Origin of the sequence: Stenotrophomonas sp. CASM106, assembly GCF_049384825.1 — a bacterium.
Classification (GTDB): Bacteria; Pseudomonadota; Gammaproteobacteria; order Xanthomonadales; family Xanthomonadaceae; genus Stenotrophomonas; species Stenotrophomonas muris.
The window spans coordinates 110,400-130,464 of sequence record NZ_JBMRFS010000010.1 but is presented as its reverse complement, the minus strand read 5'-3'; the positions used below and the strand labels follow the sequence as shown (position 1 = coordinate 130,464).

Here is a 20,065-nt window from a genome sequence, read left to right as displayed (position 1 = left end):
CTTCGTCGGGATCTCGTCGCGAATTCGTGGCGATCTCGTCGGACTTTCCTGACGCGGTGTCGCCTGATTAGGCAAAACGGAGTCCTGTACTAGGCAAATCCGTGGTGCCCCCATGCGTCAACTCTCGCTGGCCGATCGCGGCCAAACCGTCTCCCTGGACCGGTCGCTCGACGATGTCACGCCGACCTGCCTGGGCGTGGCCCGGCTGGGCAGCCTGCAGACCGCCGGCTCCAGCTTCACTGTCTGGATGCAGGTGCGTGGCAGTTCGTGGGTGGAGGCCAAGGAAGGACGATTCCGCCTGCGCCAGGGCGAGTGGATCGCCTTCGAGAAGGAATCGCGGCCGTTGGTGCAGGCCGGTCGCAACGGGCTGTGCGTTGGCCTGAACCTGAACGTTGAAGCGCTTCGCGTGCTGACCGAGATGGCCGACTGTGGCCTGTATGCCGGTCGTGGCCGCATGAACCGCAGTGACGCCCGCGTTGCGCTGCGCTTGTGGCGCGATGCGCTGGCCAGCGGCCAGCCGGCCCAGGCCTTGCGTCCGCTGCTGCTGCACCTTGCTGGCCTGCAGCGTGGCCTGGCCGACAACGTGCAGCGCTGCCCGGGCCGCTCGCGCAGCCGCAAGCGCCAGGTGTTCGGCCGCATGCAGCGTGCGCGCCTCTATCTGGAAGGCAACAGCCACCGGGTGGTGCGCATCGGCGAACTGGCCGAACTGACCAACTTCTCCAGCTGGTACCTCTCCAAGACCTTCCAGAGCCTGTACGAGGAAAGCCCGCAGTCGCTTTCGGCACGACTGCGCCTCGAACGCGCCGCCGACCTGCTGCGCGACACCGACATGATGGTGGGCGAGGTCGCCGCCGCCAGCGGCTTCGACAACTGCTGCAGCTTCGCGCGTGCGTTCCGCGCCCGCTACGGCCAGTCCGCGTCGCGCTTCAGGGAGAACGGCGGCTTGCTCCCGCCACAATCCGCAAAGTCTCCGGTTGGTTCGCGCAAATACAGCGCTGCAACGCAATCGTAACGTGCTGGGGTGTTTTAACACGCTGCTAACACGTACCTTGGAGAGATAGATGAACGTTCGTAATCCCGCAGTGCGGTTCGGCTTGCTGCCGGCCGGCATTGCGCTGGCGCTGGCGCCGGCCTTTGCTTCGGCTCAGGAAGCAAAGGGCACCACCGACCTGGACCGCATTTCGGTCACCGGCTCGCGCATCCGCGGCGCCTCGGTGGAGACCCAGCAGCCGATCCTGACGATGACCCGCGAATCCCTGGAAAAGCAGGGCTTCTCGAGCGTCGCCGACGTGCTGAACAACCTGACCTCGGCCGGCTCCCCGGCCATCTCGCGCTCGGAATCGCTGGCTTCGGGCGAGAACGTGGGCGGCTACTACGTCGACATCCGCAACCTGGGCGCCGAGCGCACCCTGGTGCTGATGAACGGCAAGCGCCTGGGCGCTTCGACCTCGGGTCTGCAGGACCTGAGCCAGATCCCGATGTCGGCCGTTGAGCGCATCGAGATCCTGAAGGACGGCGCCTCGTCGATCTACGGTTCCGACGCCATTGCCGGCGTGGTCAACGTGATCACCCGCAAGAACTTCGACGGCGGCGAAGCCAATGTCTACGTCGGCCAGTACGGCAAGGGCGACGGCGACAGCGAAACCTATTCGATGACCCTCGGTGCCCGCGGTGAGCGCGGCAGCCTGACCCTGTCGGCCGAGTACTCGAAGCAGGATCCGGTGTGGGCCAAGGACCGCTGGTACAGCCGTGACGGCTCGCTGGGTCCGAACTCCACCTCGGCTGATTGGAGCCCGATCAGCCAGAACGGCAGCTGGTGCAACCCGAAGCTGTACGACTGCAGCAAGTCGAGCGCGGTGTGGCAGACCCTGAACCCGGGTGGCAATCCGAAGAACCCGAACGACTACCACGCGATCACCGAAGACGAGTTCGCCAACTCGAACGAGCAGATGACCCTGCTGACCGGTGTGAAGCGCAAGTCGGTCTACATCAACGGCACCTACGACTTCACCGATTCGATCAGCCTGAACACCGACGTGCTCTACAACGAGCGCCAGACGTTCCAGCAGATCGCCGGCTACCCGTACCAGTCCGCTTCCAAGTCGATCAACACCCCGCTGTCGGCAGACAGCGCCTTCAACCCGGTTGGCCAGGACGTCAGCTTCCGCCGCCGCCTGTGGGAAGTGCCGCGTACCACTGACAGCCAGCTGAAGACCCTGCGCTTCGCTCCGACCCTGACCGGCTTCTTCGAGCTGGGTGGCAAGACCTTCGACTGGGATGTCGGCGCGCTGTGGAACCGCAACGAGTCGATCAAGAGCAACCGCGGTGACATGAGCCTGATCGGCGCGCGTCAGGCGCTGGGCCCGTCGTTCATCGATGCCGGTGGCGTTGCCCGCTGCGGCACCGCCGCCAACCCGATCCTGGGCGATTGCCGTCCGTGGAACCCGCTGCTGCCGTACGGCGTTGAGGGTCAGGGCTCGCTGGCGAACCAGGAGCTGCAGGACTTCCTGTTCCCGACCTTCACCACCCGTGGCGTCACCAAGACCACCAGCTTCACCGCCAACCTGTCGGGCGCCATCGTGACCCTGCCGGCCGGCGACCTGGGCTTCGCCCTGGGTGTCGAGCACCGCAAGGAAGAAGGCAGCTACGTGCCGGACGCCTTCGCACAGTCGGGCCAGTCCACCGGCCTGGGCCAGAAGCCGACCCGCGGCCAGTACGATCTGAACGAGGTCTACCTCGAACTGAACGTGCCGCTGCTGGCCGACATGGCCTTCGCCAAGGAACTGACCCTGAACGTTGCCAGCCGTTATTCGGACTACAGCAACTTCGGTGGCACCACCAACAGCAAGTTCGGCCTGACCTGGCGTCCGCTGGATGAACTGCTGGTCCGCGGCACCTACGCCGAGGGCTTCCGCGCTCCGACCATCAGCGACCTGTACGGTGGCCTGAGCTCGAGCTTCGAGTCCTACATCGATCCGTGCGGCGTGAAGGCTCCGGGCAGCGTTGCAGGCAATGCCGCGTGCTCCGGCGCAGGCGTGCCGGCCAACTACGTGCAGCTGGGCCAGGCAGGCAAGGAATGTTCGACCCTGCCGTGCCAGTCGGGTGACCAGTTCATCTCGGGTGCCAATCCGAACCTGAAGCCGGAAACCTCCAAGAGCACCACCTTCGGCCTGGTGTGGAGCCCGCGTTGGGTGCAGGGCCTGGACGTGTCGCTGGATTGGTACAAGTACGAAATCAGCGACATGATCATCGCTGACAGCGTCGACCGCATCCTGCGTGACTGCTACGTGCTGGGTAACGCTTCGCGCTGCTCGAGCGTGACCCGTGCGGCTGACGGCCACGTCAGTGCGATCACCTACGGCACCGCCAACCTCGGCAAGATGGAAACCCAGGGCTACGATCTGGGCATCAAGTACCGCCTGCCGGAACTGGCCATTGGCCAGTTCAGCATCGACTGGCAGACCAGCTACACCGCCAAGTACGACGAGCAGCGCCAGAACAGCGCGGGTGACAACATCATGGTCGGCCGCGTCAGCGAGCCGGGCCTGTTCCGCGTGCGTTCGAACCTGGGCGTCAACTGGCAGTACGGCGATTTCGGTGTGAACTACACCGCGCGCTACTACTCGGGCATGAAGGAAAGCTGCATCTCGCTGGCTGACGGCTGGTGCGATGCTCCGAACCACATGGCCAACGGTGAGACCGATCCGCTGCGTCACACCGGTTCCAACACCTTCCACGACCTGCAGGTCAGCTGGAAGGCGCCGTGGGATGCGACCATCGCCCTGGGCGCGAACAATGTGTTCGACCACAAGGGTGCCCTGCAGTACTCGGCTCCGAACTCGGCGTTCGCCTACTACGGCGGCTTCGACGTGGGTCGCTTCCTGTACATGAAGTACACCCAGCGCTTCTGATCCATCGAAGTGCGGTAGCAACAGAAGGAGGGCGGACCGCAAGGTCCGCCCTTTTTCTTGTAGGGGAATTCCGGAAATTGTTGGAAGGTGAGCGCAGTCACGGTCCCGTCGTGTCGTAATCAACACAGTCAGGAGGTCCACTACCGGACGCTTGCATGTGGAGAGGGATATGAAGAACACGTTGCTGCGGCAGGCATCGGCCGCTGCATTGATCTACGCAACGCTGGTGGGCGCAGTGTTCGCGCAGGGCCTCGGGGTCTGCGGCGGTGGGCTCTACTGCGAGGAGTTCCGCCAGCAGTGCCTGGCCAGTGGCAAGTCACCGGTCATCTGCGAGTCGCAGTACCGTCGCTGCGTGCAGGACGCCTGCGGTACCCGCTGACATGGAAAGGGCGCACCTTGTGGGTGCGCCCTCTGTCATCCGGACATCATGCAACGCGCTCAGGCGTCGCTGGGCACCAGTCCCATCAGCGCATTGGCGTGTTCGCGCCATTGCGGCAGTTTGTTCAGCACGCCTGCGCGCTGCAGGTAGTCCTCGTCCACCGGGTCGCCATTGACCAGCGCCAGGGCCACGTGCACCGCACCGGTCACCCAGAAGCTGCGGGTGTTGGCGCGCTGCGGCTGCAGGTGGAAGGCCACCGCTTCGATGATCGGCATCGGCAGGCCCCACAGGCCCAGCAGGTAGGCGCCGGCCTCGGCATGGCCAGGGCGGGTGTCGCCGGCCAGCGAGGGCTCGCTGCGCTCGTTGCGCACACCTGGCAGCAGCAGGCCGATGTCGGCCAGCAGCGCGGCAGTCGCTCCCAGTTCGGCACTGGATTCGGGCAGCAGGCGTGCGGCGAGCCGCGAGGCCAGCAGTGCGCGCTGTTGCAGCGAGTTGCGCTCGGCGGCCGACAGCGTCGGTGCGGAGAACACTTCGCTGGCCAGCACCAGGTCACGCAGCGTGGCCAGGCCCAGCCGGGTCACGGCGGTGCGCAGGTCGGCAATGGTGCGGCCCTGGCTGAAGAAGGCCGAGTTCGACAGTTGCAGCACCTTGGCGGCGATCGCCGGATCGGCGGCGACCAGCTTGGCGACATCGGCACTGTCGGCGTCGTCGTCATGTTCCAGGGCCTGGGTCAGGCTCAGGTACAGGTGCGGCGGCGAGGGCAGTTTCTCGATACGGCCGATGGCATCGCGCAGGCGCGGGCTGTCCAGCACTTCGCGCAGTTCTTCCAGGCTGGTCAGTGCCTCCAGCAGCACTTCCGGCGCCAGCGGCAGCGGCAGGAAGCGGTGGGCGACACCAATGAGGCGCGCCGGCGGCGGCCGGTTGCCATGCTGCGCATCGACCAGCGCGATGCGGATGGTCTCCGGGCGCAAGGTCCGGATCTGCCCCAGCAGCGTGGTGGCATTGAGATCCGGCAATTGCGGGCAGACGATCACCGCGTCCACGCCCTGCGTGGCCACCGCGGTCATCGCGGCCTGGCCATCGGTGGTGGTCAACGGCTGCCAGTCTTCCCCAAGATCGGCAATGAATTCGGTCAGCTCGGCCGGCAGGCTGGCTGCATCCCCAACAAGCAGAATACGCACGACACATTCCCCTGGCTGTCTCGACGATGGATGTCGATGACGTGTGAAGTGACGCAATTTACCTAATACGGCAGCAAGAGTGATGTGCCGTCGTCATGAAACGTGACCCGCATCGCTCCGGCAGGGTGCCGCCGGAGCGATCCGGTTCAGGCTCAGGCCTTGCTGTCGAGATGGCGCTGGTGCGCCTCGATCAGGATCTGCTTGGCCTCAGCGGCGCCGCCCCAACCGTCCAGCTTGACCCACTTGCCCTTCTCCAGGTCCTTGTAGTGCTCGAAGAAGTGGCCGATGCGCTCCAGCCAGTGGCTCGAGACCTGGGCGATGTCTTCGACGTGGGCGTAGCCGCTGAAGATCTTCGAGACCGGCACGGCCAGGATCTTCTCGTCGCTGCCCGCCTCATCGCTCATCTTCAGCACGCCGACCGGACGGCAGCGCACGACCGAGCCCGGCACCAGCGGCAGCGGCAGCACCACCAGCACGTCGGCCGGATCGCCGTCGCCACACAGCGTGCTCGGCACGTAGCCGTAGTTGCACGGGTAGCGCATCGGGGTGGAGAGGATGCGGTCGACGAAGATCGCGCCGGTTTCCTTGTCCACTTCGTACTTCACCGGCTCCGAGTCCTTCGGGATCTCGATGATGACGTTGATTTCTTCCGGCGGGTTCTTGCCGGGCGAGACGAGTTCCAGACCCATGGTGTGCTCCAGGTGGGGGGATATAGACGGATAGCTCACCATTTTATGCCTTTGCCGGGCGCTGTGCAGCGGGCGGGTCGCCGACCTGCCGAGGCGGCAAGGCCTGACGGGGCGCGCTGCCCTTGGCCGATGGGGCAGGAGGGCAGGCCGGCGCAGGCTGGACGCTCATTCCCGAGGAGTTCCGCCGATGTCCTGGTATGCCCGATGCATGGGGGTCGTGCTGTTGCTGGCGTCCCTGCCTGTCTCCGCCCGCGGTCTGCACGTGGACCTGATCGATTACCCCCGGCCCGAGGCCAACTGGGAGCGCGCCTACGGGCTGCAGGCCGCCCTGGCAAGGGAGTTCGACCGGCTCTGTGCCGATACCTGGTGCGAAGGTGAGTACAGCAACTACCGGGTGATGGAGGTCCGCTGCGCGGTGCTGGCCCATCGCGGAACGGTGCAGCGCTGTGCCTGGGTGGTGGTGGCCAGCGAGCTGGCCGTGCACGCCGATACCGGGGAGGTGCAGGTCGACAATGGCCGCTGGGTCTGTCCGTTGGAGTTGGGGCCAGGGGTACCTGTTGACGCCTTCCATGCTTCACTGGAAGCACCAGATGGCCTGACGGCGAACCTGCCTGGACTTGACCATGGCCTGTTCGACGCGCTGCCGGACTGCCTCCGGAAGACCGGGAGGGTGGGGTGATGCGCGTCTTCCCGGCACGATGGCTGGTCTGCGCGCTGCTGATGGCAGCCAACGCCCAGGCGACCCCTCAATTTGTCGATGCCCGTGACTACCCGAATCCGGCAACCGGGCGCGAGCGCTTTCTGGCGGCCGAACGTCTGTTGGTGCGCGGCTTTGACGATATCTGTGGGGATACCTTCTGCGAAGGGCAGTATTACAACCTGCGGGCGATGCGCTTGCGCTGCTCAGTGCAGCGGGCCACCGGTGTCGTGGCCCGTTGTGTCTGGACGTTCGCCGGGAGCTACTCCTGGGTCCAGAAGACCGGGCAGATCGATGTTGACCAGGGACGCTATGCCTGCATGCTGCCACTGGCGGCGGGAACCCGCCTGGACGAGCTGCTGGCAGCGTGGGAGCGCGCCGGGCATGAAGCTCTGAATGCCACCCTGCCCGGAACCAGCACCCACGTTTACGAGGGGCTGACTGATTGCCTGTGACCATTTCGACAATGCAAACGTGACTGATTCGCATTTGCGGAGTAGCATGCGCGGCGCCTCCCGTCTGTCGTCCCGGCTCCGCGCATGTCCTCCAATGCTGCCTCCCTCACCGAACTGCTGATCCGCGAGCGGCCAGCGCTGCTGCGCCGGGTGCAACGGATACTGGGGGGCGACAACGGCGCCGAGGACGTGATCCAGGCGGTGTGGTTCAAGGCCCGTGGGGTCGATGACAGCCAGGCCATCGACAACCCACGCGCCTATCTGTATCGATTGGCCGCCAACCTCGCCACCGACCACGGCCGCGAGTCGACCCGGCGCAACCGCCTGCTGGCCGATCACTACCTGTGGGGGCCGGACGAGGCGATCTCCACCGAAGAGCAGGCCATGGCGCAGGACGAGCTGCAGCGGGTACTCGACGCGGCCGGCCATCTGCCGGAGCCGACCCGCACCATCTTCCGGCTCAACCGCCTTCAGGGCCTGACCCAGGCCGAGATCGCACGCCGCCTTGGGGTATCGGTGACCACGGTGGAGAATCACGTACGCACCGCGCTGCAGCGCCTGGCCTGGGCCCGCAGCGGCCGATGATCGCGCCGCCTTGGGGCTGGCCTTCGCGCAAACGTCTTGATCATTGGACCGTGGATGCGGTCCAGTTTCTCCGCCCCGCGCTTGAATGCGCCTGTCCGCCAGCCGATGAGCCCGCCGAACATGCTGCCTGCCGCCAATGACGATGCCCTGGCCGAGCAGGCCCGGGACTGGATCGCGTGGCTGGCCTCGGGCGATATCAGCGACGCGCGCATGCAGGCGTTCGAACACTGGCTGCAACAGCCGGGGCACCGCAGGGCCTTCGAACACGAGCGCGCGCTGTGGCGCAGCGTCGGGCCGCGAGCGCAGCCGGCCCGCGTGGCTGGTCGACGCCCGCGCCGACGGCGTTGGGCCATGGCTGCGGCGGCAATGCTGGCGATGCTGGTGGCATGGCCGGAGGCGTGGCTGCGCCTGCAGTCCGATCACCGCAGCACGCACCAGGTGCAGAACGTACTGCTGCCTGATGGCAGCCGTGCGGTGCTGGACGCCGACAGTGCGATTGCCGTGCACTTTGATGCGAACGCCCGCCAGGTCGAGCTGTTGCGCGGGCGTGCCTGGTTCGAGGTCAGTCCGGACGCGCAGCGACGTTTCAGCGTGCGCGCCGGCAATGGCGTGGTCGAGGACATCTCGACCGCCTTCACCGTGGCGCGGGGTCACGACCAGGTGGAAACCCAGGTCGGGCAGGGCAGGGTACGGATGGCCAGCCCGGTTGACGGTGGCTGGACCTACCTGCAGCAGGGCCAGCGCGCGGCCTACGGTGAACACAGTGGGGTGAGGCGATTGGGGGACGTTGCGGCCGACAGCGTCGGCGCCTGGCGTCAGGGCGAGCTGCTGTTGGAACAGGCCCGCGTCGCTGACGCGGTGCAATGGGTGGGGCGCTATCGCGCTGGCCCGACCTTCGTGCGTGGTGATCTATCGCAGCTGCCGGCGGTAAGCGCGGCGTTGCGCATCGACCGCCCGGAACAGGCGCTGGATGCGCTGGCCGCGACGGCTGGATTGCAGGTGACCCGGCTGCCGCTCGGCGTCGCCATCGTCCATCGGTAGATCCACGCCATTGCCCCGGTGCCGACCAACGGTCGGCACCCACCACTGCAACCAGCCACGCAACCGTCGGCGCCCACCACTGCAACCGGGCGCGCAACCGTCGGCACCTGCTTCGACTGCAAATCCCCTTGGGGTTGCCACGCTTTCATCCGTCTTACTCCGCGAACGTACCCGCCGCCGCCACGTACGTCGCCGTGTCCGCCCGTGTTGCGGATGACGCCGCGTTCGCGGCACCGATTACCTGACAGGTTCCCCCATGTTCGACTTCCATCGCCCGGGCCGCGTGCTGCGCCCGTCCCGCCTGTGCATCGCGTTGCTCGCCGCCGGCCTGGCCAGTGCCGCGCCGTCCGTACTGGCGCAGAGCGCCAGCAGCGACCACGCGGCCGTGCTGCGCTTCGATATTCCGGCGCAACCGCTGGATGACGCGCTGCGCAGCTACATGCGCCAGTCCGGTGTGCAGGTGGTCTATCCCGCATCGCTGGCACGTGGCGTAACCTCTCGCGCGGTCGGCGGCAGCCTGTCGGCCAACGAGGCGCTGCAGCAGCTGCTGCAGGGCAGTGGCCTGGCAGTGCGCCGGGTCAGCGCCGATGCGGTCACCCTGGAAGCGGCAACGCCGTTGCAGGCCGACAGTGGTGTGATCGTCACCGACACGCTGAGTGTGGCCGGCGACCGCGTCGGGAGCGGCGCGACCAGTGATGAAGCACGCCTGCTCGACAGCTATCGCAGCGTGGGTTCGACCACCACGCTCAATCGCACGCATCTGGAGCGTTTCCGCGGCACCTCCAACGGCGACATCGTCAAGGGTGTGGCCGGTGTCACCGCCGGTGATCCGCGCGTGGGCAACGGCTTCGACGTCAACATCCGCGGTATCCAGGGCCAGGGCCGCGTGCCGGTGATCATCGACGGTGGCCAGTCCAGCATGGATACCTACCGTGGCTACGCCGGCCAGTCGCAGCGCACCTACCTCGACCCGGACCTGATCTCCAGCCTGACCATCACCAAGGGCCCGAGCCTGCAGGCCAACGCGTCCGGTGGCATCGGCGGCGTGGTCGAGATGGAGACGTTGAAGATCGGTGACGTGCTGCGCGAGGGCCGCGACGTCGGCGTGCGCGTGCGCGGCGGCCTGGCCAATGGCAGTGCCAACAGCCTGCCGTCCTACAGTGCGGCACCGCGCACCGATCGCAGCGCCACCGGCAGCCAGTTCTTCAACGTGGCCGCCGCAGGGCACTGGGACCGCTTCGATCTGGTCGCCGCTTACGCCTACCGTGACAACGGCAACTACTTCTCCGGCCGCCACGGCTACGACGACTTCCCGCAGGATCGGCGCACGCTGGCGCCGCTGAATCCGCCGCGCACCGAGGTTTTCAATACCTCTTCGCGCTCGAAGTCGGCGCTGCTCAAGGGCACCTGGCGCATCGACGACACGCAGACGCTGGAAGCCGGCTACCGCCGCTATGAAGGCACTGCCGGCGAGATCATGGCCTCGCAGATCATCCGCGTGGATCGTGACCGCATTCCACAGTGGGATCCGGGCCACGTCGACATGGACAGCTACAGCCTGCGCTACCGCTTCAATCCGGACAGCGAGCTGATCGACCTGCGCGTCAATGCCGCGTACACCGACACCGACAGCGTGATGTACAACAGCCTGACCGGCATCACGCCGTGGTACTTCGACCGCCGCACCGAGTGGTATGACGCGCCCAGCTTCAGCGGTGACCCCGGCTACAAGGATGCCTACCGCAATCCGCTGCGGCACAAACGCTTCGGCCTGGATGCCAGTAGTACCTCCAGGTTCGACACCCGCGCCGGTGCGTTCACCCTCGACTACGGACTGTCCTACAGCGACGAAGACATCGCGCCGGGCAGTTCGGCGCCGGTCATGCACGACGACCTGGTCAACAACCGTTTCCTGCGCAACGCCGAGCGCAAGGAGTACAGCGCCGTGGCCTCGCTGAAGTGGCAGCCCGATGAGCATTGGGAACTGCTGGCCGGCGGCCGCTGGAACCGCGTGGATGTGCAAGACCGCAACCGCCTGGCCACGCCCGATGCCTATGAGGTACAGGGTCAGTACCGCTATACCGAACTGCTCAATGGCAACCCGGCGCTACCGTCGTGGCGGGCCAAGCGCATCGCGCTGCTGAACTGGTACCCGGATGCCAACGGCAACTTCACCCGGGAATCGCTGCTGGCCTCGCCGTACAAGAAGGGTACGGTGGCCGACATCGGTGGCTGGAACTTCTACGACGCTGGCAAGGCGCAGGATCTGGAAGTGCCGGTCAGCTGGAGCTGGTCGCAGCCGATCCGCCGCCGCGACAGCGCGTTCTCGCCGACCGCCAGCGTGGCCTATCGCTTCAGCGAAGACACCATGGTCTACGTGAAGTACGCCGAAGGCACCAAGCTGCCGAGCCTGTTCGAGACCACGCTGGGCCTGTTCACCGCCGCCAAGCCGGTGGGCGAGCTTAAGCCGGAGCGCGCGCGCAGCTGGGAAATCGGCGCCAGCACCCTCCGCTACGACCTGTTCACTGCCGGCGACCGCTTGGCGCTGAAGCTGGCGTATTTCGATACCCGTATCGACGACCTGATCACCCGTGACTACCGCACGCTGTCGGCGGGCCTGATCCGCAACGTCGACCAGTTCAAGGTCTCGGGCATGGAGTTCCAGTCCAGCTATGACAGCGGCAAGGTATTTGCCGATCTGTCCGCGCACTACTACTTCAAGGCCAAGACCTGCGCGCCGGACATCGCCGCCGAGCGCCGTGCCTATGGGGCGCAGCGCAGGAACGGCGAGCTGGCCAACACGCCCGACTGCGTGGACGGCGGCTTCGAGGGCTCGTACACCAATACCCAGAACCCGCCGCGCTACATGGTCAACCTGACCCTGGGCTCGCGCCTGTTCGAGGAGCGCCTGACCTTCGGCACCCGCGTGGTCCACAACGCCGGCCCGATCAGCAAGCTGGACAAGGACTGGAACGTGGGCCTGTCGGCGATCCAGCAGCTGTACCGGCCAACCACGCTGGTGGACCTGTTCGCCAGCTGGAGCTTCAACGACCAGCTCTCGGTGGAAGCCGGCGTGGACAACCTGACCGACCGCTACTACCTGGACCCGCTGGCCCTGGGCGTGATGCCGGCACCGGGCCGCACCGCGCGGCTGGCGCTGACCTGGAAGTACTGATCGGTCGCGGATGAGCGCTGGGGTCGGATCCCTTTCCTGCGGAAAGGGCGAGCGGCAGGGTCGGATCCCTTTCCTGCGGAAAGGGCGAGCGGCGGGGTCGGATCCCTTTCCTGCGGAAAGGGCTCTGACCCCAACAGCGCGGGATACCCCGCTTACAGCCCCGTCGCCGCCTTCACCGCGTCCTCGTGCAGCGACTCGTTCAGCTCATCCACCACGGTGGTCCATGCCGCATCGGCCTGCAGCGACTCGGACAGGAACTGGCGCTGCGCATCGTTCCAGTACGGCGCCTCGACCACTTCCACATCGGTGGCCAGCTGGTGCTCGCGGATGAAGCGGGCGATGCCCTCGGCGCTGGCGTCCAGGCCCAGCTGCAGGAACAGGTTGGTCATGCGCGGTTCGGTGGTGATCATCGTCGGTTCCTGCGGTAAGAAGGGATGCGCCATTATCGGCGCACATAGCCTTGGGGAAAGACCCGTGGCGAACGTCTACAGCAGGACGACCCCCTTGGCATCCCCCATGAACGCACATATCGCCCCTGAAGACAGCCGCAGCCTGCGGCTCAAGGCCGCCACCCGCGACAGCCATGGCGCCCTGGACAAGCGCATCATGGCCGGTGACATCTTCGCCGACCGCAGCAACTTCGCCCGGTTCCTGCGCGTGCAGTACCGCTTCCATCGCAGCATCGATGCGCTGTATGCCAACCCTGCGCTGGACGCACTGCTGCCGGACCTGGGCGAGCGCCGCCGCTTGGCCCAGGTGGCGCGCGACCTGCAGGATCTGGAGCAGACGCTGCCCGGGGCCGACATCGCGGCGTTGCCGTTCGATCTGGAACTGCCCGCCGCGTTGGGGTGGCTGTATGTGGCCGAAGGGTCCAACCTCGGCGGCACCATTCTGTACAAGATGGCCGCCAGGCTCGGCCTGGATCGTGATTTCGGCGCCCGCCACCTGGCCGCGCATCCGGATGGCGCGGCGCGCCACTGGCGCGAGTTCACCGCCGCGCTGGACGCGGTACCGCTGAGTGCCAGGCAGGAGCAGCAGGTGATCGATGCGGCCGACGCCGCGTTCCGCAGCGTGCACGGCCACGTCGAAGTGGAATTCGCCTGATGCCTGGTGCCCGCCTGCGGATGCAGCGCTGATGCGTTGGCTCTGGTTCGCGCTGGGGTGGTTGATGGTCGTCCTCGGGGTGATCGGCGCGTTGCTGCCGGTGATGCCGACCACCATCTTCCTGATCCTCGCCGTGGGCTGCTTCGCACGCAGCTCGCCGAAGTTCGAGCAGCGCCTGCTGGCGCATCCGCGCTACGGCCCGTCACTGCGGCTGTGGCGTGAGCAGGGTGCGGTGTCGCGAAAGGGCAAGGCGTTCGCCAGTGCCGGCATGGCCGTGGGTTTTGCGCTGTTCTGCTGGGGAGCGCACCCGTCGTGGCGCCTGCTGCTGGGCGTGGGCCTGTTCTTCGCGGTCAGCGCCGGCTACGTGCTCAGCCGACCCGCGCCGCGGCTGCAGCCCCATCCGGTCGTGGAAGTGGACGACGCCAATGATCCGCGTGCGACCCGCCGTCGCGCAGCGACCCCTGATGCTGATGGAAACCGAGACGATGCTGCCTGCTGACCTGGCCCCTGTGGCCGCCCCCGCATTGACCCCGTGGGGCATGTACCTGGCCGCCGACGTGGTGGTGAAGGCCGTGATGATCGCGCTGGCACTGGCGTCGCTGGCCACCTGGACCGTGCTGCTGGCCAAGGGCTGGGAGCTGGCGCGGCAGGCCCGGCAGCTGCGTGCGGCACGCGCGCTGTTGCTGCAGTGCGCACAGCTGCCGACGCAGAGCGAGGAAGCGACCCTGCGACAGGGCGCCGCACTGACGATGCTGGACGCTGCACGCACCGAACTGCGCCTGTCGCAGGAGCTGGACAGCCACGACGGCATCAAGGAGCGCGTCGCCTCGCGCCTGGAACGCATCGAGCTGGAAACCGCGCGCGTGCAGCGGCGCGGTATCGGCGCGCTCGCCAGCATCGGCGCGGTGGCGCCGTTCGTCGGCCTGTTCGGTACGGTGTGGGGGATCATGAACAGTTTCATCGGCATCGCCCACAGCAACACCACCAGCCTGGCGGTGGTTGCGCCCGGCATCGCCGAGGCCCTGTTGGCGACAGCGCTCGGCCTGGTCGCGGCGATTCCCGCGGTGCTGGTCTACAACCATTTCAGCCGCGTGCTGGCCGGCCTGCGGGGGCTGCTCGGCGATCTGTCGGCCGCCGTGCAGCAGCTGGTGTCGCGCGATCTTGATCGTGCCGTCCCGCGTGCCGCTGCGGCGCCGCTGCGCGCGGTGCACTGAGGCGCGACGATGGCGATCAGGACCGCGTCCGACCGCGACGATGCCCCCGAAGAAGCGCACGAGATCAATGTCACGCCCTTCATCGACGTGATGCTGGTGCTGTTGATCATCTTCATGGTGGCCGCACCGCTGGCCACGGTGTCGGTGCCGGTGCAGCTGCCGGCCAGCAGCGCCAATGCCGCGCCGCCGGAACAGGCACCGGTGTACGTGACCGTGCAGGCCGACCTGTCGCTGCGCGTCGGCGAGCAGGCGGTGGCGCGTGACGGGCTGGCGGCTGCATTGCAGGTGGCCACCCACAGTGATACCGCGCAACGCATCTTCCTGCGCGCCGACACCCGCGTGCCCTACGGCGAACTGATGGCCACCCTGGATGCGCTGCGTGCGGCGGGCTACCTGAAGGTGGCACTGGTCAGCCTGGAGCAGCGCACGCAATGAGCGGACTGCGGCGCTGGGCGACCAGCCTGGCGATCGTACTGCTGGTGCACGCGCTGTTGATCGGCGCGGCCTGCTGGTGGGTGGCGCGCGCACCGGTGCAGGCTGCAACGGCTCCCCCGGCAGCGCTGACGCTGGAGCTGGCACCGATGGTGCAGGCACCGCCGGTGCCGCCGCGCGAGGTCGCCACCGGCCCGCTGCAGCAGCAACAGCAGCGGCAGGTGCCGAAGCCGGCCCTGCGCGAGCAGCCGAAGGCGCCGGCACAGCCGCAGGGTGACCTGCCACCGCCGCGTACGCCGGAGCCGACGCCCTCGCCGGACACCGCTGACACCGACGTTGCACAGACCAGCGCACCGCCGCAGGTGGCGGCCGACGCGGCCGCACGCTACACCGCACCGCAGACCACGGCCGGCGAACGCAGTCGCGCCGAGGCAACCTGGGAAGGGCGCCTGCTCGGGCATCTGCAGAAGCATCGGCGCTATCCGCGCCAGGCCGAGCGGCTGCGCCAGCAGGGCGTGGTCTACGTGCGCTTTGCCGTGGCCCGCGATGGCGCGGTCTCGGGGTTGAAACTGGGCCGCAGCAGTGGCTTCGCGCTGCTCGACCAGGAGACGCTGGACACCGTGCAGCGGGCCAGCCCGCTGCCGGCGCCGCCGGCCGAAATGGCCGGCGACCCGGTGGAAGTGATGGTGCCGGTGTCGTTCTTCCTGCGTGGGCGGTGATTGACGGTGGGGTCGGATCCCTTTCCGCAGGAAAGGGCTCTGACCCCATCGAGGCCGTCATCCACGCATGGCGCGGATCTACAACAGCGGCACCAGCAGCAGCGCCACGATGTTGATGATCTTGATCAGCGGATTGATCGCCGGGCCGGCGGTGTCCTTGTACGGATCGCCGACGGTGTCGCCGGTCACTGCCGCCTTGTGTGCCTCGCTGCCCTTGCCGCCGAAGTGGCCATCCTCGATGTACTTCTTGGCGTTGTCCCAGGCACCGCCGCCGGTGGTCATCGAAATGGCCACGAACAGGCCGGTCACGATGGTGCCGATCAGCAGGCCGCCCAGCGCGCGTGGCCCCAGCAGCAAGCCGACCACCACCGGCACCGCCACCGGCAGCAATGACGGCACGATCATTTCGCGGATCGCCGAGCGGGTCAGCATGTCCACCGCCCTGTCGTACTGGGGCTTGCCGGTGCCCTGCATGATGCCGGGGATCTCGCGGAACTGGCGGCGCACTTCCTCCACCACCGCACCGGCGGCGCGGCCGACCGCTTCCATCGCCATCGCACCGAACAGGTAGGGAATCAGGCCGCCGATCAGCAGGCCGATGATCACCGTGTGGTCGCTGAGATCGAAGCGGAACTCCTGGCCGGGATTGGCCGCCTGCAGGTTGTGGGTGTAGTCGGCGAACAGCACCAGTGCGGCCAGCGCCGCCGATCCGATCGCATAGCCCTTGGTCACTGCCTTGGTGGTGTTGCCCACTGCATCCAGCGGATCGGTGATGTCGCGGATCTCCGAGGGCAGCTCGGCCATTTCGGCGATGCCACCGGCGTTGTCGGTGATCGGGCCGTAGGCATCGAGGGCGACAATCATGCCGGCCATCGACAGCATCGCAGTAGCGGCGATGGCGATGCCGTACAGGCCGCCCAGCGCGAAGGCTCCCCAGATCGCCGCACACACCGCCACCACCGGCAGCGCGGTGGACTTCATCGAAATGCCTAGGCCGGCGATGATGTTGGTGCCATGGCCGGTGGTCGAGGCCTGCGCCACGTGCTGCACCGGCTTGTACTGGGTGCCGGTGTAGTACTCGGTGATCCACACGATCAGCCCGGTCAGCACCAACCCGATCAACGCGCAGCCATACAGCGCCATCGGCCCATGCACGTTGTCGGACATCAGCCCGGTGGTGATCGGATAGAACGCAATCGCCGCCAGCACGCCGGAGACGATCACGCCCTTGTACAGCGCCCCCATGATCGAGCCGCCCGGCTTCACCTTGACGAACAGCGCACCGATGATCGAGGCGATGATCGATACGCCGCCCAGCACCAGCGGGTAGAGCACCGCGTTGGCGCCGGCCTCGGCCAGCATCAGGCTGCCCAGCAGCATGGTGGCGATCACGGTCACCGCGTAGGTCTCGAACAGGTCGGCGGCCATGCCGGCGCAGTCACCGACGTTGTCACCGACGTTGTCGGCGATCACCGCCGGGTTGCGCGGATCATCTTCGGGAATACCGGCTTCGACCTTGCCGACCAGGTCGGCGCCGACGTCGGCTCCTTTGGTGAAGATGCCGCCGCCCAACCGCGCGAAGATCGAGATCAGCGACGAACCGAACGCCAGCCCGACCAGCGCGTGCAGCGCCTGCTCCATCGGCAGGCCCATGCGCAGCAGCAGTGCGTAGTAGCCTGCCACGCCCAGCAGGCCCAGCCCGACCACCAGCATGCCGGTGATCGCGCCGCCGCGGAAGGCGACGTCCATCGCCGCGCTGATGCCCTGGCGCGCCGCCTCCGCGGTGCGCACGTTGGCGCGCACCGACACGTTCATGCCGATGTAGCCGACGGCGCCGGACAGCACCGCACCGACCGCGAAACCAATCGCGGTGTACCAGCTGAGGAACACCCCGACCAGCACGAACAGCACCACGCCGGCGATGCCGATGGTCAGGTACTGACGGTTGAGGTAGGCACGCGCACCTTCCTGGATCGCGGTGGCGATCGCAACCATGCGTTCATTGCCGGTGGGTTGGCGCAGGATCCAGCGCGCCGAGACGATTCCGAACAGGATCGCGAGAATGGCGCAGCCCAGCGCCAGTGACAGCCCGTGACGTTCCAGCATTAGACCCCTCCGCAGAATGGATGTAGGCATCCAGTGGCGATGAACGGCACCACGAGGGGGACGACGGGCTGCAGCCTGGAACCAACCCGTACCGACCTTGGTGGTCGTCCGACGTATGGCGGTGTTCAGCATTCCCTGGTGCCTGCAGTATGCGTGCCGCTCTTTGTAGAGTCGAGCCATGCTCGACTGGCCCGTGGGAGCCGCGCCGCATGACCCGTGGGCGCCCTGCCAATGAACGCGTCGACATGCGCGCGGACCCGCCGCCAGGCAAGGGCATGATTTGCGAGCCACCGGCCTTTGCACCCCGTTAAGCCAGCCTCTGCAAGCCTGCGCGGAGTCCCGATGGAGATCCCCCATGCGCCTGTCCCTGTTGATGCTCGCCGCCCTGGCCCCGGCCGTGCCGGCACTCGCTGCGGAAACCCCGGAGCTGCAGCGTGCCGTGGGCGCACCCCAGGCGGTGGGCGCGGTGCATACGCTGCGGCAGATTCCCGAGGCCTGCGCACGCCTGGAAGGTGCGTTCACCGGCGATGCCGCCGCCCCGTACCGCTTCTCCGCCGTGCGTACCAGCGAGCAGTGCCAGCCACGTGCGCGCTTCGTCGACTACACCAAGGCACAGCCGAGTGCCGACAAGGGCTGGAAGCTCAACGATGTGATCCGCGTGCCCAACGCGGCATGCCCGGCGCAGCAGGCGGTGGTGCGGGTGTGGCGCCTGCCGTCGAGCAACAAGGTCGAGCTGGATGGGCAGGGCCAGTCGCGCATCTATCTGGAAGAGGCCAAGAAGCAGGCGGCAGCCGGCCAGATTCCGCAGGTGACGATGTTCGCCGCGCAGCTGCAGATGGAAGGAAAGGCCTGCAATTGAGATGATGCGTGCGCTGCGCGCACGCAGTCGTCCACGTGGTAGTGCCGGCCGCTGGCCGGCATCCGGCTGATCTCACTCCGCCAGCGTCGCCCCGCGCGCCACCAGCAGCTCGCGCAACGCCCTGCGATGGCAGTGCGCTTCGTCCTCGCAGTAGCAGCCCACGCTGAGGTCGCTGTGCTGCGACATCGCGGCCAGCAGGTCCAGCGCGTGCGCAGCATCGGGCGCTTTCATCTCGGCCTTGTAGTGGCGGAAGAACGCAGTCCAGTCGGCGGCGGTCTTCGCCTCATGGGCCTGTTTCACCAGCTCCGCGCCGGGTGACAGAGTCGGGAACCAGACGTCGTACCAGTCCCGTTTCGCGAATTCGCTGCGGGGCACGCCGCGCGGTGGTCGCCGCACGGTGCCGATGCGCAGGCCCTCACCGGGTTGGCGCGGGCTGCCGAGACGAACAACACGCAGTGCCATGATGACCTCCAAGCGGGGCGTCCATCATCCTGCGATGCACGTGCGCCAGACGTGAACCGCTGGGGAAACGAAAAGGCCCAGGCGCCTGCGCACCCGGGCCTTTTCCCATGCCGGCAGCGGTCAGTTGCCGCGGCAGTCCTTCAGCCACAACACGCGACCGATCTGGTCGTAGCTGTCGACCACGCCGGTCAGCGTGACTTTCTCGCGCGGGCGCAGGGCCAGCGCATACGCGGCCTGGTTGGCTGCGAACGAGCAGGAAATGGCCACACGCTCAAAATCGATGCTGCCATCGCTGGGCAGGTCGAAGCTGGTGTTGTAGGTGCCGCCACTGCGCAGCACGGTGGTGATGCGACCGGTGATGGCGTAGGTCTTGCCCTTGTAGCGCGGCTCGACCGCGGCCGGGTTGTCCTTGTTCTGGTTGCGCAGCTGGAAGCCGAAGCGGTCGGCGGCAATGGTCACCACCGAGGCCTGCGGAGTGGCCTTGGCCGCCTGTTCGCCCGCCTTGCCTGGCTTGATCTGGTTGAGCAGCTTGCACATTTCTTCGCGCACGCCGTCGGCCGGGGCGATGGCGCCCTTGTTGACCTTCACCACCATGCCGACGGTGCCCTGGCCGCCTTCGGAGGTGGCACTGATGATCATCGGAATCGGCTTGTGGGCCATGGATTCCGGCTCTTCGATCAGCATCGAGCCGCCTTCCACGTCCTCGCTGAGGACGTCCATGTTGGCGTTCTTGGCGATTACCCGCATCTGGCCGATGGCGCTGGCCACGGTCAGGTCCGGATGGGTGACCGATGAAGTGAAGGTAGTGCCGACGAAGGGATTGCCCTTCTTCTGGAAGTTGCTTTCGCAGGTCGCAGCGAAGGCCGGCGCGGCAGCACCGCACAGCAGCGCGGCGATCAGGATCGGGTGCTTCATGGTTACAGTCCTTGTGAAATGGCAGCACGGGCCCGGGCCTTGAGGGCCGGGCAGCGTCGAATCTGGCTTGCAGCGGCCCCTTTGCCCCGGGCCGGAGCCCGATTGTGGGGCGCTTCGGCGGCCGCCGCAATGCGCCCTGTG

The 20,065-nt window shown here is 67.2% G+C and carries 20 protein-coding genes; 14 read left to right on the top strand and 6 right to left on the bottom strand.

Features of this window, described 5'->3' with window-relative positions:
- Positions 1-112: 112 nt before the first annotated feature.
- From VG556_RS19190 to VG556_RS19180, 3 genes are all read left to right on the top strand, one after another.
- Positions 113-1,012: a helix-turn-helix transcriptional regulator gene (locus VG556_RS19190; RefSeq protein WP_032955994.1), complete on the top strand. Its 900-nt coding sequence runs from the start codon at positions 113-115 to the stop codon at positions 1,010-1,012.
- A gap of 49 nt (positions 1,013-1,061) precedes the next feature.
- Positions 1,062-3,911, top strand: a complete 2,850-nt coding sequence (locus tag VG556_RS19185) for a TonB-dependent receptor plug domain-containing protein (protein WP_014648326.1) — start codon at positions 1,062-1,064, stop codon at positions 3,909-3,911.
- Positions 3,912-4,080: 169 nt separating this feature from the next.
- Positions 4,081-4,290: a hypothetical protein gene (locus VG556_RS19180; RefSeq protein ID WP_014648325.1), complete on the top strand. Its 210-nt coding sequence runs from the start codon at positions 4,081-4,083 to the stop codon at positions 4,288-4,290.
- Positions 4,291-4,349: 59 nt separating this feature from the next.
- Here VG556_RS19180 and VG556_RS19175 read toward each other — a convergent pair whose 3' ends face one another.
- Both VG556_RS19175 and ppa read right to left on the bottom strand, forming a co-directional pair.
- Positions 4,350-5,471: an HDOD domain-containing protein gene (locus VG556_RS19175; RefSeq protein WP_100450576.1), complete on the bottom strand. Its 1,122-nt coding sequence runs from the start codon at positions 5,469-5,471 to the stop codon at positions 4,350-4,352.
- 152 nt (positions 5,472-5,623) lie between these two features.
- Positions 5,624-6,160: an inorganic diphosphatase gene (ppa, locus tag VG556_RS19170; protein ID WP_005410935.1), complete on the bottom strand. Its 537-nt coding sequence runs from the start codon at positions 6,158-6,160 to the stop codon at positions 5,624-5,626.
- A 187-nt stretch (positions 6,161-6,347) separates the two neighbouring features.
- On the opposite strand from ppa, the gene VG556_RS19165 reads away from it, so the two are divergent.
- The 5 genes from VG556_RS19165 to VG556_RS19145 all read left to right on the top strand — a co-directional run bounded on the left by VG556_RS19165 (position 6,348) and on the right by VG556_RS19145 (position 12,113).
- Entirely contained in the window at positions 6,348-6,839 is a 492-nt protein-coding gene (locus VG556_RS19165; RefSeq protein ID WP_053495208.1) for a hypothetical protein, read from the top strand.
- Positions 6,839-7,312: a hypothetical protein gene (locus VG556_RS19160; protein WP_100450575.1), complete on the top strand. Its 474-nt coding sequence runs from the start codon at positions 6,839-6,841 to the stop codon at positions 7,310-7,312. The genes VG556_RS19165 and VG556_RS19160 overlap by 1 nt, the downstream gene beginning before the upstream one ends.
- An 84-nt stretch (positions 7,313-7,396) precedes the next feature.
- Positions 7,397-7,897: an RNA polymerase sigma factor gene (locus VG556_RS19155; protein ID WP_100450574.1), complete on the top strand. Its 501-nt coding sequence runs from the start codon at positions 7,397-7,399 to the stop codon at positions 7,895-7,897.
- A 105-nt stretch (positions 7,898-8,002) separates the two neighbouring features.
- On the top strand, positions 8,003-8,938 hold the full coding sequence (locus VG556_RS19150) for a FecR family protein (protein WP_049408701.1): 936 nt from the start codon (positions 8,003-8,005) through the stop codon (positions 8,936-8,938).
- Between the two features lie 256 nt (positions 8,939-9,194).
- Complete coding sequence (locus VG556_RS19145) at positions 9,195-12,113, top strand: TonB-dependent receptor (RefSeq protein WP_100450573.1); 2,919 nt, start codon at positions 9,195-9,197, stop codon at positions 12,111-12,113.
- A gap of 152 nt (positions 12,114-12,265) precedes the next feature.
- On the opposite strand, the gene VG556_RS19140 is transcribed toward VG556_RS19145, so the two are convergent.
- Positions 12,266-12,523, bottom strand: a complete 258-nt coding sequence (locus VG556_RS19140; protein WP_006390068.1) for a DUF2789 domain-containing protein — start codon at positions 12,521-12,523, stop codon at positions 12,266-12,268.
- A 106-nt stretch (positions 12,524-12,629) separates the two neighbouring features.
- Between VG556_RS19140 and VG556_RS19135 the strand changes: the two genes are divergently transcribed.
- From VG556_RS19135 to VG556_RS19115, 5 genes are read left to right on the top strand one after another with little or no spacing between them, the layout of a single operon-like run.
- A complete protein-coding gene (locus VG556_RS19135) occupies positions 12,630-13,217 on the top strand; it encodes a biliverdin-producing heme oxygenase (RefSeq protein WP_100450572.1) in 588 nt (195 codons plus the stop codon).
- Between the two features lie 31 nt (positions 13,218-13,248).
- On the top strand, positions 13,249-13,716 hold the full coding sequence (locus VG556_RS19130) for a YbaN family protein (RefSeq protein ID WP_014648319.1): 468 nt from the start codon (positions 13,249-13,251) through the stop codon (positions 13,714-13,716).
- Complete coding sequence (exbB, locus tag VG556_RS19125; RefSeq protein WP_100450571.1) at positions 13,703-14,431, top strand: tonB-system energizer ExbB; 729 nt, start codon at positions 13,703-13,705, stop codon at positions 14,429-14,431. The genes VG556_RS19130 and exbB overlap by 14 nt, the downstream gene beginning before the upstream one ends.
- A 9-nt stretch (positions 14,432-14,440) precedes the next feature.
- Positions 14,441-14,866: a TonB system transport protein ExbD gene (gene exbD / locus VG556_RS19120; protein ID WP_100450570.1), complete on the top strand. Its 426-nt coding sequence runs from the start codon at positions 14,441-14,443 to the stop codon at positions 14,864-14,866.
- Positions 14,863-15,582, top strand: coding sequence for an energy transducer TonB (locus tag VG556_RS19115; protein ID WP_100450569.1), 720 nt, complete (start codon positions 14,863-14,865; stop codon positions 15,580-15,582). Before exbD ends, VG556_RS19115 begins: the two co-directional genes overlap by 4 nt.
- A gap of 78 nt (positions 15,583-15,660) precedes the next feature.
- On the opposite strand, the gene VG556_RS19110 is transcribed toward VG556_RS19115, so the two are convergent.
- Entirely contained in the window at positions 15,661-17,688 is a 2,028-nt protein-coding gene (locus VG556_RS19110) for a sodium-translocating pyrophosphatase (protein ID WP_100450568.1), read from the bottom strand.
- 355 nt (positions 17,689-18,043) lie between these two features.
- On the opposite strand from VG556_RS19110, the gene VG556_RS19105 reads away from it, so the two are divergent.
- Positions 18,044-18,547, top strand: a complete 504-nt coding sequence (locus VG556_RS19105; protein ID WP_014648314.1) for a hypothetical protein — start codon at positions 18,044-18,046, stop codon at positions 18,545-18,547.
- Positions 18,548-18,619: 72 nt separating this feature from the next.
- Here VG556_RS19105 and VG556_RS19100 read toward each other — a convergent pair whose 3' ends face one another.
- Positions 18,620-19,009, bottom strand: a complete 390-nt coding sequence (locus VG556_RS19100) for a DUF488 domain-containing protein (protein WP_100450919.1) — start codon at positions 19,007-19,009, stop codon at positions 18,620-18,622.
- Between the two features lie 120 nt (positions 19,010-19,129).
- Entirely contained in the window at positions 19,130-19,924 is a 795-nt protein-coding gene (locus VG556_RS19095; RefSeq protein ID WP_046432358.1) for a hypothetical protein, read from the bottom strand.
- Positions 19,925-20,065 lie beyond the last annotated feature (141 nt).

Bases quoted from the DNA above. Each gene is read 5' to 3' on its own strand.
- VG556_RS19115 (WP_100450569.1), top strand. From the start codon at position 14,863: ATGAGCGGACTGCGGCGCTGGGCGACCAGCCTGGCGATCGTACTGCTG.
- VG556_RS19180 (WP_014648325.1), top strand. From the start codon at position 4,081: ATGAAGAACACGTTGCTGCGGCAGGCATCGGCCGCTGCATTGATCTAC.
- VG556_RS19155 (WP_100450574.1), top strand. From the start codon at position 7,397: ATGTCCTCCAATGCTGCCTCCCTCACCGAACTGCTGATCCGCGAGCGG.
- VG556_RS19105 (WP_014648314.1), top strand. From the start codon at position 18,044: ATGCGCCTGTCCCTGTTGATGCTCGCCGCCCTGGCCCCGGCCGTGCCG.
- VG556_RS19165 (WP_053495208.1), top strand. From the start codon at position 6,348: ATGTCCTGGTATGCCCGATGCATGGGGGTCGTGCTGTTGCTGGCGTCC.
- VG556_RS19130 (WP_014648319.1), top strand. From the start codon at position 13,249: ATGCGTTGGCTCTGGTTCGCGCTGGGGTGGTTGATGGTCGTCCTCGGG.
- VG556_RS19110 (WP_100450568.1), bottom strand. From the start codon at position 17,688: ATGCTGGAACGTCACGGGCTGTCACTGGCGCTGGGCTGCGCCATTCTC.
- VG556_RS19100 (WP_100450919.1), bottom strand. From the start codon at position 19,009: ATGGCACTGCGTGTTGTTCGTCTCGGCAGCCCGCGCCAACCCGGTGAG.
- VG556_RS19185 (WP_014648326.1), top strand. From the start codon at position 1,062: ATGAACGTTCGTAATCCCGCAGTGCGGTTCGGCTTGCTGCCGGCCGGC.
- exbD (WP_100450570.1), top strand. From the start codon at position 14,441: ATGGCGATCAGGACCGCGTCCGACCGCGACGATGCCCCCGAAGAAGCG.
- VG556_RS19150 (WP_049408701.1), top strand. From the start codon at position 8,003: ATGAGCCCGCCGAACATGCTGCCTGCCGCCAATGACGATGCCCTGGCC.
- VG556_RS19160 (WP_100450575.1), top strand. From the start codon at position 6,839: ATGCGCGTCTTCCCGGCACGATGGCTGGTCTGCGCGCTGCTGATGGCA.
- ppa (WP_005410935.1), bottom strand. From the start codon at position 6,160: ATGGGTCTGGAACTCGTCTCGCCCGGCAAGAACCCGCCGGAAGAAATC.
- VG556_RS19190 (WP_032955994.1), top strand. From the start codon at position 113: ATGCGTCAACTCTCGCTGGCCGATCGCGGCCAAACCGTCTCCCTGGAC.
- VG556_RS19135 (WP_100450572.1), top strand. From the start codon at position 12,630: ATGAACGCACATATCGCCCCTGAAGACAGCCGCAGCCTGCGGCTCAAG.
- VG556_RS19095 (WP_046432358.1), bottom strand. From the start codon at position 19,924: ATGAAGCACCCGATCCTGATCGCCGCGCTGCTGTGCGGTGCTGCCGCG.
- VG556_RS19145 (WP_100450573.1), top strand. From the start codon at position 9,195: ATGTTCGACTTCCATCGCCCGGGCCGCGTGCTGCGCCCGTCCCGCCTG.
- VG556_RS19140 (WP_006390068.1), bottom strand. From the start codon at position 12,523: ATGATCACCACCGAACCGCGCATGACCAACCTGTTCCTGCAGCTGGGC.
- exbB (WP_100450571.1), top strand. From the start codon at position 13,703: ATGCTGCCTGCTGACCTGGCCCCTGTGGCCGCCCCCGCATTGACCCCG.